The sequence below is a fragment of the Sedimentitalea sp. genome (genome assembly GCF_039973035.1).
GTDB lineage: Bacteria > Pseudomonadota > Alphaproteobacteria > Rhodobacterales > Rhodobacteraceae > Sedimentitalea.
The window spans coordinates 79,178-93,645 of sequence record NZ_JBDWLR010000090.1; the positions used below are offsets into that span (position 1 = coordinate 79,178).

The 14,468-nt window shown below is 57.5% G+C and carries 14 protein-coding genes; 7 read left to right on the forward strand and 7 right to left on the reverse strand.

Translation table 11 applies throughout. The features are described from left to right. Window positions 1-114 precede the first annotated feature (114 nt). From ABJO75_RS23875 to ABJO75_RS23895, 5 genes are all read left to right on the forward strand, one after another. Window positions 115-1,434, forward strand: coding sequence for a glutamine synthetase family protein (locus tag ABJO75_RS23875; RefSeq protein WP_348127646.1), 1,320 nt, complete (start codon window positions 115-117; stop codon window positions 1,432-1,434). A gap of 61 nt (window positions 1,435-1,495) precedes the next feature. Continuing rightward, window positions 1,496-2,179, forward strand: coding sequence for a type 1 glutamine amidotransferase (locus ABJO75_RS23880; RefSeq protein ID WP_348127648.1), 684 nt, complete (start codon window positions 1,496-1,498; stop codon window positions 2,177-2,179). Continuing rightward, the gene (locus ABJO75_RS23885) at window positions 2,176-3,534 is read left to right on the forward strand and encodes a glutamine synthetase family protein (protein WP_348127651.1); all 1,359 of its coding nucleotides are present in this window, start codon (window positions 2,176-2,178) and stop codon (window positions 3,532-3,534) included. Before ABJO75_RS23880 ends, ABJO75_RS23885 begins: the two co-directional genes overlap by 4 nt. Before the next feature lie 35 nt (window positions 3,535-3,569). Beyond that, a complete protein-coding gene (locus tag ABJO75_RS23890) occupies window positions 3,570-4,874 on the forward strand; it encodes an FAD-binding oxidoreductase (RefSeq protein ID WP_348127654.1) in 1,305 nt (434 codons plus the stop codon). 209 nt (window positions 4,875-5,083) lie between these two features. Next, on the forward strand, window positions 5,084-6,298 hold the full coding sequence (locus ABJO75_RS23895) for an aminotransferase class I/II-fold pyridoxal phosphate-dependent enzyme (protein WP_348127657.1): 1,215 nt from the start codon (window positions 5,084-5,086) through the stop codon (window positions 6,296-6,298). Between the two features lie 71 nt (window positions 6,299-6,369). On the opposite strand, the gene phaR is transcribed toward ABJO75_RS23895, so the two are convergent. The 3 genes from phaR to phaC all read right to left on the reverse strand — a co-directional run bounded on the left by phaR (window position 6,370) and on the right by phaC (window position 9,552). Continuing rightward, complete coding sequence (phaR, locus tag ABJO75_RS23900; protein WP_348127660.1) at window positions 6,370-6,921, reverse strand: polyhydroxyalkanoate synthesis repressor PhaR; 552 nt, start codon at window positions 6,919-6,921, stop codon at window positions 6,370-6,372. A 252-nt stretch (window positions 6,922-7,173) separates the two neighbouring features. Beyond that, a complete protein-coding gene (locus ABJO75_RS23905; RefSeq protein WP_348127663.1) occupies window positions 7,174-7,617 on the reverse strand; it encodes a phasin, PhaP in 444 nt (147 codons plus the stop codon). A gap of 129 nt (window positions 7,618-7,746) precedes the next feature. Further along, window positions 7,747-9,552: a class I poly(R)-hydroxyalkanoic acid synthase gene (gene phaC, locus ABJO75_RS23910; protein ID WP_348127666.1), complete on the reverse strand. Its 1,806-nt coding sequence runs from the start codon at window positions 9,550-9,552 to the stop codon at window positions 7,747-7,749. A gap of 116 nt (window positions 9,553-9,668) precedes the next feature. Between phaC and phaZ the strand changes: the two genes are divergently transcribed. Together phaZ and ABJO75_RS23920 are read left to right on the forward strand one after the other, a co-directional pair. Beyond that, complete coding sequence (gene phaZ / locus ABJO75_RS23915; protein WP_348127669.1) at window positions 9,669-10,955, forward strand: polyhydroxyalkanoate depolymerase; 1,287 nt, start codon at window positions 9,669-9,671, stop codon at window positions 10,953-10,955. 12 nt (window positions 10,956-10,967) lie between these two features. Continuing rightward, on the forward strand, window positions 10,968-11,537 hold the full coding sequence (locus ABJO75_RS23920; protein ID WP_348127672.1) for a DUF6151 family protein: 570 nt from the start codon (window positions 10,968-10,970) through the stop codon (window positions 11,535-11,537). A gap of 30 nt (window positions 11,538-11,567) precedes the next feature. Here ABJO75_RS23920 and ABJO75_RS23925 read toward each other — a convergent pair whose 3' ends face one another. Genes ABJO75_RS23925 through ABJO75_RS23940 form a run of 4 tightly spaced genes read right to left on the reverse strand, consistent with a single transcriptional unit; the run spans window position 11,568 to window position 14,394 of the window. Then, entirely contained in the window at window positions 11,568-12,206 is a 639-nt protein-coding gene (locus tag ABJO75_RS23925; protein WP_348127774.1) for a hypothetical protein, read from the reverse strand. Window positions 12,207-12,223: 17 nt separating this feature from the next. Continuing rightward, window positions 12,224-12,652: a VOC family protein gene (locus ABJO75_RS23930; RefSeq protein ID WP_348127777.1), complete on the reverse strand. Its 429-nt coding sequence runs from the start codon at window positions 12,650-12,652 to the stop codon at window positions 12,224-12,226. Further along, window positions 12,652-13,641, reverse strand: a complete 990-nt coding sequence (locus ABJO75_RS23935) for an alpha/beta fold hydrolase (protein WP_348127675.1) — start codon at window positions 13,639-13,641, stop codon at window positions 12,652-12,654. The genes ABJO75_RS23930 and ABJO75_RS23935 overlap by 1 nt, the downstream gene beginning before the upstream one ends. After that, window positions 13,642-14,394, reverse strand: a complete 753-nt coding sequence (locus ABJO75_RS23940) for an alpha/beta hydrolase (RefSeq protein ID WP_348127677.1) — start codon at window positions 14,392-14,394, stop codon at window positions 13,642-13,644. It lies immediately after the preceding gene. Between the last annotated feature and the right edge of the window lie 74 nt (window positions 14,395-14,468).

Consider the following 14,468-nt stretch of genomic DNA (forward strand, 5'->3'; position numbering starts at 1 on the left):
GGCATGGCTGTTCATTGGGCTGGCGAATAATTTGATCAAATTTACATGACAGATCAAAATCCATCGGATAGACCGTAGGGCAGACAATGCCAGTATCCACTCAGGACATTCATCATGGACCTTCGCGCCTTTCCGACGTTTCGCATCGCCGCCTGTGATCTGAACGGGCAGATGCGCGGCAAGCGTGTTCCCGCATCCTTCGCCTCCAAGCTTGATACAGGTGCTGTGCGGATGCCGTTCTCAACGCTCAACGTCGATCTCTGGGGAGCGGATATCGAAGACAGCCCGCTGGTGTTTGAAAGTGGCGACGCCGACGGGATCATGCGTCCGACCGAACGCGGCCCGGTACCGATGCCCTGGCTTGCCAAGCCCTCGGCACTGGTTCCGATGTCGATGTTCACCGAACGCGGCGCGCCGTTTTCAGGTGATCCGCGCCACGCACTGATTTCGGTTCTGGATCGCTATGCCGCGCGCGACTGGCGTGTGTTGGCAGCCACCGAAATGGAATTCACGCTGGTGGATGACAGCGGCATGGCCCCGACAGCCCCGTTGAACCCGGTGACCGGTCGTCCGCTGCATGGTGAGGCGATCCTGTCGCTTGCACAAATGGATGCCTTTGATGACTTTTTCACCGACCTGTATGACGGTTGCGAGGCGATGGGAATTCCGGCGCAAACCGCCATTTCCGAGAGCGGCATGGGCCAGTTCGAGATCAACCTGAACCATCAGGATGCGCTGCGGGCAGCAGATGATGCGTGGCTTTTCAAGGCTTTGGTGCGTGGGATTGCCCGTCAACACGGGTTCGCGGCGACATTCATGGCCAAACCCTATGCCGACGATGCCGGTAATGGGATGCATGTGCATTTCTCGGTTCTGGATTCCGAAGGCAACAACATCTTCAACAATGGCAATGCCAAGGGAAGCGACCTGTTGTTGTCCGCCGTCGCCGGCTGTATCGCCGCGATGCCCCCCAGCACGCTGATCTTTGCGCCGCATGGCAATTCATATGACCGGCTTGTACCGGGGGCTCATGCTCCGACAAACGCGGCCTGGGCCTATGAAAATCGCACGGCCGCGATCCGCATCCCCGGTGGCCCGCCCGCCGCGCGGCGGATCGAGCATCGCGTCGCTGGTGGTGACATCAATCCTTACCTTGTGCTTGGGGTTATCCTTGGCGCTGCCCTCATCGGCATCGAAGACGCGATGACCCCGCCGCCCCCGGTCACCGGCAATGCCTACGAGGTCGAAGGCTTGCCGCGCCTTGCGCCAAACTGGGACGCCGCAATCGACACGTTTGAAAGCGATCCATTGATCGCCCGTATCTTTTCTCCGCAGATGATCCGCAACCTCGTGATGACCAAGAGACAAGAGCAAGAGGTCTTTTCCCGGCGCGCGCCCGAAACTCACTGGCTCAGCTATCTCGAGTCTGTCTGAGTACTCTTGCCGCCGCATCACGCTGCTGCTATCCTGAATTTGATCAAATTTCTGGTGAAACATGAAAATCGGCATCCTGCAAACCGGACACGCGCCAGACAACATGCGCGCGTCCATGGGAAACTACGACACGATATTCGAAACTCTGCTCGCCGGGTATGATTTCGACTTTGTCAATTTTCCGGTGGTCGATGGCCAGTTTCCCAAGGGTGTGGATGACGCTGATGGCTGGCTGATCACCGGGTCAAAGCACGGTGCCTATGAGGATCATCCGTGGATACCGCCACTTGAGGATCTGATCCGCGATATTGCGCAAAGCGGTCGCCCCCTGATTGGCGTGTGTTTTGGCCACCAGATCATTGCTCAGGCGCTCGGCGGAAAAGTTGAAAAGTTCGGTGGCGGCTGGGCCGTAGGCGGCACGACCTATCAAGTGGGCGATGAAACGCTGACCCTGAACGCTTGGCACCAAGATCAGGTGACCGAACTGCCGAAAGGCGCGCGGGTGCTGGGTTCCAGTGACTTTTGCCAGAACGCTGTCCTCGCCTATGGTGACACGATCTGGACGGTGCAACCACATCCTGAATTCGGGAATGATTTTATCGATGGGCTGATCCAAACCCGTGGTCGGGGCGTGGTGCCTGACGACCTGCTGGACGCGGCGACAAAGCGACTCGCCCAGCCGAACGACAATGACAAGATTGCGGCGCAAATGGCCGAGTTCTTCAAGAAGGGGCGTAAGACATGACCGACTTTTCCGATCGCCTGCCCGAAGCCGCCCGAACCTATCTCGAAGGTCGGCGTCTGGACGAGGTGGAGTGTATTATTTCCGACCTGCCCGGCATTGCGCGCGGCAAGGCCGTACCGGCCAGCAAATTCGCGAAACAGGATTACTTTCACCTGCCCGACAGCATCTTTTACCAGACCATCACCGGCGACTGGGGCGAAGCGGCAGGCGAAGACGGATTCATCGAAAAAGACATGATCCTGCGCCCCGACATGTCCACCGCCACAGCGGCCCCCTGGACCGGCGATTGGACGTTGCAGGTGATACATGACGCCTATGACCGCAAGGACAACCCGGTGCCCTGTTCGCCCCGCAATGTTCTGAAACGGGTGGTCAAGCTCTACGAAGATCAGGGGTGGAAACCCGTGATTGCGCCGGAGATGGAGTTCTTTCTGGTCGCTCGCAATATTGACCCCGCCAAACAGATCGAACCGATGATGGGGCGATCCGGTCGTCCTGCCGCCGCGCGTCAGGCCTATTCGATGACTGCGGTCGACGAATTTGGTCCGGTCATCGACGATATTTATGACTTTGCGGAGGCGCAGGGATTCGAGATTGACGGCATCACGCAGGAAGGCGGCGCGGGACAGCTTGAGATCAACCTGCGTCACGGCGATCCGGTCAAGCTTGCGGACGAAGTGTTCTACTTCAAACGGCTGATCCGCGAAGCCGCTTTGCGCCACGATTGTTTCGCAACCTTCATGGCCAAACCCATTGCCGACGAGCCGGGCAGCGCGATGCACATTCACCATTCGATTCTGGATATCGAAACCGGCAACAACATCTTTTCCGGACCGCAAGGTGGCGAAACCGATGCATTTTACCATTTCATTGGTGGCCTTCAGCATCACCTGCCGTCTGCCATCGCCGTGATGGCGCCCTATGTGAACAGCTATCGGCGCTATACCCGCGATCACGCCGCGCCGATCAATCTGGAATGGGGCCGCGACAACCGCACGACTGGCATCCGCATTCCCCTCTCCGGCCCCGAGGCACGTCGTGTGGAAAATCGGCTCGCCGGTATGGACTGCAACCCATACCTTTGCATCGCGGCCTCGCTGGCCTGTGGCTATCTGGGCATGATGGAAGAGCGTCGTCCGGACAAGCAATACCGTGGCGACGCCTATGAGGGAGACGAGGATATTCCCCGCGTCATGGGCGAGGCCCTGACCCTGTTCGAAGCGGCCACGGACCTGCACAAGGTGCTCGGTCCGGACTTTGCCCGCGTCTACAGCATCGTCAAACGCGCGGAATACGAAGAATTCCTTCAGGTCATTTCGCCGTGGGAACGCGAACATCTGCTGCTGAACGTCTAGGTCGGTCCGACCAGACAGCGACCTGCGAGGGCACCATGAATCTTTTGTTCTCTAACGACCGGCGCGGCGAGTACCCTGACAGCTGGTATGCCGCGACGGCCAATCCATTGGATCACTTTGCCCCCTTGCGCGGCGAAACCCGCGCCGATGTCTGTATTGTCGGGGCGGGTTACACCGGGCTGTCTGCCGCCCTGCATCTTGCCGAGACGGGTATGGATGTTGTGTTGCTGGATGCCCATCGCGTCGGCTTTGGCGCATCCGGACGCAATGGCGGGCAGCTGGGAAGCGGTCAGCGGATGGATCAGGACGGGCTGGAAAAGATGCTCGGGGATGCCGAGGCGGACAAGCTCTGGCAACTGGCCGAAGACGGCAAGGCACTGGTCAAGAACCTGATAGAGCGGCACAAGATCGACTGTGACCTCAAGCCCGGCGTTGCACATACAGCGTCATCCAGACGCGACGTCGATGACCTGCATGCCTATGCCGAGCATCTTCAAACGCGCTATGGCTATGACCAGATCGAGGCTCTGGATGCCCAGGGTTGCCATGCTCTCTGTCCCTCACCGGCCTACAAAGGCGGCACGCTGGATTGGGGTGCTGCGCATCTGCATCCGCTGAACTACGCTCTCGGGCTGGGTCGCGCAGCGGCTGCGGCAGGGGTGCGCATTTTCGAAGAAACGCATGTGCATCACATCGCCGAGGGCCAACCCGCGACGGTGCAGACCGACAAAGGCCGCGTAATCGCCGATCATGTGATCCTCGCCTGCAACGGCTATCTCGGCGGGCTCAGCCGCAAAGTTGCCGCACGGGTCATGCCGATCAACAATTTCATCGTCGCGACAGAGCCTCTTGGTGCAGAAACAGCTCAGGTTCTGACACGGGACGTGGCGATTGCCGACAGCAAGTTCGTGGTGAACTATTTTCGTCTGAGTGCCGATGGCCGGCTGCTGTTTGGCGGTGGTGAAAGCTATGGCTATACCTTCCCTGCCGACATAGCCGCATTGGTGCGCAAACCGATGACCGAGATTTATCCGCATCTTGCGGATATCGGGATCGATTATGCCTGGGGCGGAACGCTGGCGATCACCATGAAGCGTATGCCGTTCCTTGCGCGGCTTGGACCAAACATGCTGTCGGCTTCGGGCTATTCCGGGCATGGGGTTGGCACGGCGACCCATGCGGGCCAGCTGATGGCGCTGGCAATAAAAGGTCAGGCCGATGGCTTTGACACCATGGCCCGTGTGCCCGCCCCTTCGTTTCCGGGTGGCGCAATGTTGCGTTCTCCACTGCTGGTGTTGGCCATGACCTGGTACAGTCTGCGCGACCGGCTGGGCACCTGACCGTCTAGCCCCAAAATTCTTCACAAGAAGCCTGTTAATGTCTGCCATGCTGCGCATCGCGCCCATGGACCAGTGAACGAGTCACACTAGCGAGTAGATTTCCGAATCAGACCGATAGGCAGGGAGTGGCCGACCCTGCCCGATTTTCTGTTGGCAGTTTCCGCGGATTAATTTAATAAAGCCACAGGTTAAGTTAAGGAAATCGAAATATGACCTTGCCACCGAACGTCCATGACGCAGAACCCATCCCCCAATCAGCCCGCGATGCTATTGATGCCCTGATGCAATCGGGTGACCTGTTTCGGTACACCGCACCAAGCGATGCCCCGGTGGCGCTGCTAGAGACCGAGTTCGCCGAGATGATGGGCTGCAAATATGCGTTGGCCGTGTCGTCCTGCTCTGCCGCTCTGTTCCTTTCACTAAAGGCGCTTGATTTGCCCCGCGACGCCCGTGTTCTGATACCCGGTTTTACGTTCGCGGCGGTTCCTTCAGCGGTGATACACGCCGATTGCCTGCCGGTTCTGTGCGAGGTTGGTGAAAACTACCGCATCGACATGACGGACTTCGAAGCAAAGCTTGCCGATGTGCAGGCGGTCATCATCAGCCACATGCGCGGACATACCAGCGACATGGACGCAATCATGGCGTTGTGCGACGCGCGCGATATTCCGGTAATCGAAGACGCCGCGCATTCGCTTGGCACGACCTGGAGCGGCAAGAACATCGGCACAATCGGTCGGATGGGTTGTTTTTCATTCCAGTCCTACAAGATGATCAATGCTGGCGAAGGCGGTATTCTGATCACCGATGACGCCGATCTTGTGGCCCGTGCGGTGATCATGTCCGGTGCCTACGAACACAACTGGAAAAAGCACAAGGGCCCCGAGGGGGCTAACTCGCCCGAATTACAGGCGGCGTTTTCGCGGTGGCAAAACATGTTGCCACTCTACAATCTGCGCATGAGCAATTTGTCTGCGGTGGTTGCGCGGGCGCAGATACCAGAGCTCGCACGCCGGGTTCGCGATGGCTTGGCTAATCATGACTACGTCGCCGCACGGCTGAACGGTTCACCAAATTTTGACGTGCCACTGCCCCTGCCACAAGAGGCCCGAGCACCGGATTCGATCCAGTTCAATCTTGTCGGAATGGATGAATACGAAATCCTGTCCTTCGCCGCCTCCGCAGAAGCGCGTGGGGTCAAGGTGCAGGTCTTTGGCCAAAGTGCAGACAACGCCCGCGCGTTCTGGAACTGGCAGTTCATTTCCGATCTGCCGGAATTGCCCCAGACCCGCGCCATGCTGATGCGAGCATGTGACGTGCGTCTTCCGGTACGATTGAGCAAAGCCGAACTGGACGTGATCGCAGACATCATCCTGAATGCAGTCGAAGATGTCATGGGTCCAATCCCAGCCTACGGGACCTGACACGCAGACGCTATAAATTCAGAAGTCACGAACAGCGCTGGCCCGATGGCCAGCGCCTCAGCTGCATCAGGTTACTTTAGCTTGGACAGCTTGTTCTGAAGTTCAGCCAACTGCTTCTTGATGTCCTCAAGATTTTCGGACGAACTGTCGTCTGCAGTCGCCTCTCCGCCTTCGGACGGTCCGCTCCACGTGTTGCCGATACCGCCGGTCATCGCCTTGAGAAAGGCCGCCTGCTGCGCCTTCATCGCCTCAAAGCCCGGCATTTTGGACATTGGGTTCATGGCTTCCATCATCTTGGTCTGGTTCTCGCGCAACATCTCGAAAGAGCTTTGCAAAAACTGGGGCATCATGCCGCCACCAGGAATCATATAGCTGCGCACCAGATCGTTCAGCACGTTGACCGGCAGAACATTCTCGCCCCGGCTTTCATGTTCGGCAATGATTTGGAGCAGATATTGCCGGGTCAGATCATCACCGGACTTCAGATCGACGATCTGAACTTCGCGCCCGCCCCGGATAAATCCCGCGATATCTTCCAGTGTGACATAGTCGCTGGTCTCGGTGTTATACAGCCGTCGACTGGCGTATCGCTTGATAAGAAGAGGTTTTTCCATTTCCGCCACCAAATATCCTCCCGAGACATGATGCATTGCAGAAAAGCCTATGCGAGCGCAGCACAAAAAGAAAGGGCACTCGAATTTATGCTGGTTTTTCAATCACGATAACCCTGAATGGGTTACGGTGATCAGGCCCGGTGCTGCATTTGCACGCTTTCAGAACAACACTTGGCCAAAAAAATTGGGGACAGGTCTTTCGACCTGCCCCCGCGATTGCACCGGTTGGGAGGAGTTGGCGCAATTCTGTAGTTGCGTGGCTTACTTAGCCGCCGCTTTCTTAGCAGCAGCAGTCACGTCGTTTGTGGCTTTTTTGACGGCGGCAGTTGCATCTTCGGTGATGTCTTTGCCAGCTGCCATCAGGAGCTCGACGGTGTCTGTCTGAACTTTTTTCGCGATTTCAGCGAAGGCGGCCATGTTTTCGGCAGCAACTTCAGCGGAAGCCGACGCAAAGTCTGTAGCCGCTTTGGCATAGTCGGCGGGCTCAGCTTTGGCTTTGGCCATTTCGCCCAGTTTGGCGATTGTGTCGGTGGTCCATTTGCTGGACAGAGCGGCCGATTTGGAAGCTGCATCCAGTGCGACGCCCGACAGTTTTTCGTTCAGGGTTGCCTGTGTCTTGAACGCTTCTTCCATTGCTTTGGTGTCAACGGGGAAGCTACCCATCATGTCTTTCATGACGGCGGTGAAATCTTGTGTGTTAGCCATTGTCCTAATCCTTGCGTTGTTGACCGGGACGATCCCGTGTCTGTCTGCTGAGGACAATATGTATGCTGCAGCGCGGCATTGCAAGTTATTTTTGCTGCGCCGCAGCATTATCTTAATTTACGAGTAATATCAGGTCGTTGCCTTGATGCGCACATAGGTTCCCGGCGCTGGAGCGAGCGATGGCCGGTTCGAATCACTGATTTCACGCGCCGGAACTTGCTTGCCCGACCGCTTTTTTAGCCAGCTTTCCCAACGCGGCCACCACGATCCGTCATGCCGTTCGGCACCTTTGATCCAGTCGACGCTCGATTGCTTAAGATCACTGTTGGTATAGTGCCCGTACTTGTTCTTGCTCGGCGGGTTCACGATGCCCGCGATATGTCCGGACTCCGATACAATGAACTCCTTGCTGCGCGAGCCCATCATCTGCACGCCGCGATAGCAATCTTTCCAGGCGGCGATGTGATCGGTTTCGCAGGTCACCGCAAACACTGGCACGTCCACATCAGACACCTTGAGGGTATGCCCCATCAACTCGATGCCGTTCTGTGTAAACTCGTTTCTCTGACAAAGACCGCGCAGATATTGCTTGGCCATCTTGGCAGGCAGGTTGGCGCCGTCGCCATTCCAATAGAGCAGATCAAAGGCTGGCGGAGATTCACCCATCATGTAGCTGCGGATTGCCGGCTTGTAGACCAGATCATTGGATCGCAAATAGCTGAACGTTCGCGCCATGATATAGGAGGGCAGATAGCCCTTTTCGTCGACCTCCGCCTCAATACCGTTGATAAAGTCATCGGTCAGGAACGGTGTGAACTCTCCCTGATCGCCAAAATCGGTCAGCGCAGTGAACAACGTGGCTGATTTTACCGATTTGTCCCCTTTTTGCTTCATCAAGGACAAGGTCATCGACAGGGTGGTTCCGGCAATGCAATAGCCAACGGCGTTGACCTGCTTGGTCTTGCAGATGGCTTTGACCTCTTCGATCGCGGTCAGATAGCCGTCTTGAATATAGTCCTCCAGCCCGGTCTCAGAGTATTTCGCATCCGGGTTAATCCAGCTGACCACAAACAGTGTATAGCCCTGCTCGGTGATCCATTTGATCAGGCTGTTCTGTGCCTTGAGATCCAGAATGTAAAACTTGTTGATCCATGGCGGAAAGATGACCAGCGGGATCTCATGTACGGTGTCGGTGACGGGTTTGTATTGAACCAGTTCCATCATACGGTTGCGATAGACCACGTCTCCGGGTGTCGTCGCGATGTTACCGCCAAGTTCAAAGGCTTTCTCGTCCGCGAGCCGGACAACAAGTTCGCCGTTATTCGCTTCGAGATCCGAGATCAGGTTCTCAAGCCCTGCGACCAGAGACTGGCCGTCTGTTTCCAGTGCCTTTTCCAGAGCATCCGGGTTGGTCGCAAAGAAATTCGTCGGCGCCATCATGTCGACAATTTGACTGGCAAAGTAGGACAGGCGCTGCTTTTCCTTGTCGTCCATGTCCTGAACGCTCTCGACCGCCTGCTTGATCGCCTCTGAGTTGATCAGGTACTGTTGCTTGAGGAAATTGAAGTAAGGGTGCTGATCCCACATCGGATTGGCAAACCGACGGTCCTGCGGGCCCGGATCGGCTGGCGCGGTAAGCTTGCCCTTGACCAGGTTCTCCTGCACGTCGGCAAAATGCTTGAGCGATTTCCCCCAATACGCAACCTGCTGCTCGATCAGCTTTGATGGATTCTGCATCGCCTCGGCCCAATAGGCGGTTGCTGCCTTTGCAAACAAATCCTGTTTCGGGGCGTCCAGCGCAGCATTGTGGCCGGTTTTATGAGTCATGACTTCCATCAGGCGCCGAGATAAATCTTCGATTTTCTCTAGGTTTTTCTGAAAGCTCTCCAAATGTTCACTGGAAATGTCGGTTACGCCCTCTTGTTTGGTTGTCATTTTAAGGAATACCTCGTAATCTCGCTGCTGTGCAGAATAACGTCGCCAGGTTCGGGGGGCAAAGCGACGACCGGTGCGATCCTGTTTGGGATCGTCTTTGATATTTGGAGTCCCGAATGCGCTACATGATGACCTACGACCTGATGGAGGCGACTCGTAACACCAATCAGTGGATGGGTGCGTCGGCCCTTGCTCTTGCATCCTATCCGATCTTCAGCATGATTCCAAACCCTGCGATCAATTGGATGGCTGCCTGGGGCGAAGTCACAGAACGCACCTTTCAACGCATGGTGGTCAAGCCCGACTGGGGCATCCGAACCTTTACCTGCGAGGATGGCAAAGACCATCTTGTCGACATCGAAACCGTCGTTGAGCGCCCATTTGGCGATCTGATTCATTTCAAGGTCAGCGGACGTGAACCGAAACCCCGCAAGGTGCTTTTGGTCGCACCGATGTCCGGTCACTATGCAACGCTGCTGCGCAGCACCGTCAAATCGCTGCTGATCGATTGCGAAGTCTATATCACCGACTGGCACAATGCCCGCGACATCCCGGTTTCTGCCGGCAAATTCGATATTGAGGATTACACCCTCTATCTCGTCGACTTCATGCGCGAAATGGGCCCTGAAACGCACGTGATCGCCGTTTGCCAACCGGTCCCGCTGACACTGGCTGCGACCGCTTATCTGGCCGAACAGGACCCGGACGCGCAGCCGAGTTCGCTGACGCTGATCGGCGGGCCTGTCGATCCGGACGCGGCCCCGACCGAGGTCACCGACTTTGGCGCCCGCGTCACGATGGGACAACTCGAGGAAACCATGATCCAGCGGGTCGGTTTCAAATATCCAGGTGTCGGGCGCCAAGTTTATCCCGGGCTTCTGCAACTGGCATCCTTTGTGTCGATGAACTCTGACCGCCACGCGAGCGCATTCAAAGAACAGATCGGGCGAGTCGCGAGTGGCGAGGCATCGGAACACGATGCGCACAACCGTTTCTATGACGAATACCTCGCGGTTATGGACATGACTGCAGAATTCTACCTTTCCACGGTCGAGCGGATATTCAAGGAACGCGAAATCGCGCGAAACGTCTTTGTCGTGGATGGTCACACGGTCGATATTGGCAAGATCACCAATGTTGCGGTGAAAACTGTAGAAGGTGCCAAGGACGACATTTCCGCCCCGGGCCAATGTATCGCCGCGCTGGACCTCTGTACCGGCTTGCCGGACAGCAAGAAAGCCAGTCATGTTGAACCCGGCGCGGGCCACTATGGTATCTTCGCAGGAAAGTCGTGGCGCGATAACATTCGCCCCCTCGTGCTGGAGTTCATTGACGCGAACAGCCGGACATCACCTCCGAGCAAAAGCAAACGAGCGGCCAACAGCAACGTCGCCGCCGAATAAGGCGCGATTAGCATGGCCGAAACCGGGTTTTCCTGTTCCTGCGGCAAAGTCTGCGGGCGCGTAGCGGCCGCTGGCCCGAAGACCGGCGTACACTTGGTCTGTCATTGCGGCGACTGTCGCGCAGCGGGTCGGTACTTTGGGCATACTGACTCGGCACAGACCGGTGTCGACATGTTTCAGACCAGCCCGGACACCATCCAGTTTTCATCCGGCGCCGAACACCTTGCGATCCTGCGGCTCAGCCCGAAGGGGCCCCTTCGCTGGTACGCCGCATGCTGCAATACACCAATGTTCAATACGCTAAGCCGTCCTGGCCTCGCTTTTGTGACTGTATTGCTCTCCAACACGGACGATCCTGCAGTCTTTGGGCCAGTGGCCGCAGAGAGTTTTGTGCCTCAGGCGGGTGGTCCTCCCAAGCACAAGAACGGCGGGCGGATGGTCATGGGCATCATGTCCCGTTTGGCTGCAGCGCGTTTGTCGGGACGATGGAAGAAAACACCGTTCTTTGATATCGCGACGGGCGAACCACGCGCACCCATCCGCCTGATCGACAAGGAAGAACGCGCAGCGCTTTACAACTGACCCGCCTTTCGGTAGATCGCGACAAATTCCCTACGCATCAGTCTGTTTAGCTACAGCAGGCATTGAAATCCCCCGAAACTGCGGAAAATCGGCATAGCGGGCCTTGCGTTGCGACAGGGGTTCTTCCGGCTCTTGCCCGGCCACCAACAGATGGCCACGCGGCGCGATATAGCTGTCGATACGGCGCAGCGGCACGGGCCGCCAGACGAGATTGAAGGCGCAGAGTTTTGGAAAGAACCAAATCTCTGAATACGTCAGATGATCATGCAGCCACCACGCCAGATCCCGCCAGTCGCGGCCGGATTCATATTGATCGGCGAACCACGGAATGACCACGGAGGCGCCCGCTATCCGCTGATCGCCCTCTCCGCGATCCCAGATGTGACATTCCAGCGGGTTGTCGTTGCGTGCGCAGTTCAGCCGGTTCTCGTTTCCGAACCGATTCAACGACGGAGAGCGATAGCCAGAGCGCACCGCGATCCGGCCAAATGTTTCTTCGAGCGGGTCCATCAGCGTCTGACAAAACGCGCGACCGTTTTCGATGACGCGGTCCGGATCCTCGGGAATGTTGCTCAGTTCGTGCATGTTGGCGATCTCGGAATACAGAAAGTCACGCATGAAAAAGTAGCGCGATAACCGAACACGCCCCAGATTCTCCAGCCCCCGCATACTGCGTGGGGCACGCATCACTCGTATCCGGTCCAGCGAAAGGCCCCATCTGCGGCCAGCGGCGAATAGGGATTAAACGCCACCTCCCAGATGCAACCGTCAGGCGCACGAAAATACCCGATATGACCGCCCCAGAACACATCATGGGCGGGTTTGAGAATGGTCGCCCCTGCCGCCTCTGCTGCATTCAGAGTTTCAGCAACGTCCTGCTTGTCGCGAACGTTATACGCCAGCGTCATTGCCCCGTGCCCAAGATCGTCTACCGGCAGCCCCATATCACGCGCCAGATTTTCCAACGGATAGAGCCCAAGGGTCTGCCCGATCAGATCATAAGCGATGATACCCTCCTGAGCTGGCACACTCTGCCAGCCCAATGCTTCGTAGAAGGCGGCGGCGGCATCCATATCAGGAACACCCAACGTGATGAGGCTGATCCGTTGTTCCATCATCTAATCCCCTGCTCTGTTAACCAGTTCAGTATCGTCGCCACCGCAGTATCGGTTTGCCCCGGCGACAGTATATCACCTGCAATCACATGCGAGGACGCATCGTCGCCCTCGCCCATCGTTACAGCATGAACCGTTGCGGACCCGCCCCAATCGTTGGCAATGCGGCGCGATATGTCGGGGCTTACCACGGCGTCATCGTCTGAGAGATAGAACAGCACCGGCATCTGCGCACCGCCAAAGTCCAGCGCACTCACCACTTTGACAAGTGCCGCCATCGGCAACAGCGCGACTGTGGGGTAACTGCTTGTCCAATAGCGCGCATGAGCGTCATTCTGGGGTTGAAACGCTTGCGTCTCGCCTGCAACCAGCGGCCCCCACCACCGCACGGCCGGCAGCGTCAGCAACGCTGAGGCCGGATCGTGAAGGCCAAAGTTCGGCGAGATCAGGACCATTGCGGCAACGTCCCTGGCAAGGTCCGGGTTCACTGCCGCGACCGCAGCCAGCGTCGCGCCGGTGGATGTGGCCAATACCACCACCTTGTCCCCCGTGGCGCGCGCAGCGGCCAATCCTTCCGCGAGGTCATACATCCAGTCCGCGACGGTCGCTTCGGCCATGGCTTCGCCCCCACGCCCATGACCGCGCAACCGGGTAAAGACCAGATTTGCCCCAAGCTCCCGTGCAACACGGTCTGGCACCGGGCGGATTTCTTCGGAGGTGGCAGAAAAACCATGCAGGTAGAGGATCGAAATGGGCGTACGCGTTTCGCTTTGCCCGGCCCAGACAACACGCTTTTCGGTTCCCGGCGTGATATCCTGATACCTTGACTCGATGCTCTCAAAGTAGACTTGGACACCTTCGCCAAACTTTCGCGGCTCGAACTCTGCCGAAAGATCGACAGGCTCGTAGGGGCCAAGCCACCAAATCACGGCAACGATCCCGACAAGACTGGCAATGATGCGGCCTAATATCTTGCCGAGCTTGCGCATCTAGCTGACCCCGCGCAGCACATCCGCGACGGCATCCTCAATCAGCCCCAGACAAGGCTCATCCGAAAATCGGTGATCTGCGTCCTTGACCAGTGTCAGCCGCATGTCGGCACAATCGGCATGGCCCAGCAGACGCAGCGCGGTTTCGGTGCTGACAGCGGTATCTTGGGTGCCTTGCAGACAGCGGACCGGAAACGGCAATGACAAGGACTGGCGCAGGACCAGACGGGTTCTGCCATCTTCGATCATGCGTTTGCTGATGATGTAAGGTTCCATGTAATCCGACGGCAACTCCACGTGGCCAACCGTTTCCAACGCCTGTTTCTGGGCATCCGTGAAGTTGGCCCAATATCCGTCTTCGGTGAAATCAGGCGCGGCAGCGATAGTGACCATACCGGCAATGCGCTCGGGAATCGCTCGGGCCAGCAGCAGCGCCTGCCAACCCCCCATGGAGGAGCCGACAATAACCAGCGGTCCCTCTGTCAGGGAAGTAACGCTCGCCAGCGTGTCTTCTGCCCAATCACCAATACAGCCCTCTTCGAACGTGCCACTGGATTCGCCGTGGCCGGAATAATCGAACCGCAAAAAAGCCTGCCCATGGCGCTTTGCCCAGTCTTCCAGATGCACCGCCTTTGTCCCCTGCATGTCGGATTTCAGTCCGCCGAGGAACACGATGCAGGGCCCGTTTCCCTTGGTCATGTGATAGGCGATGCGCCGCCCCTGCGGTGTCTCAAGATAGGCTGGCTCGGTCATGGTCCCTCCGAAGTTTGGGCGATCATGCACGACGCGGCGCTGGCTGCAAATGCCGAATTGAGCAAGGCCCCGCG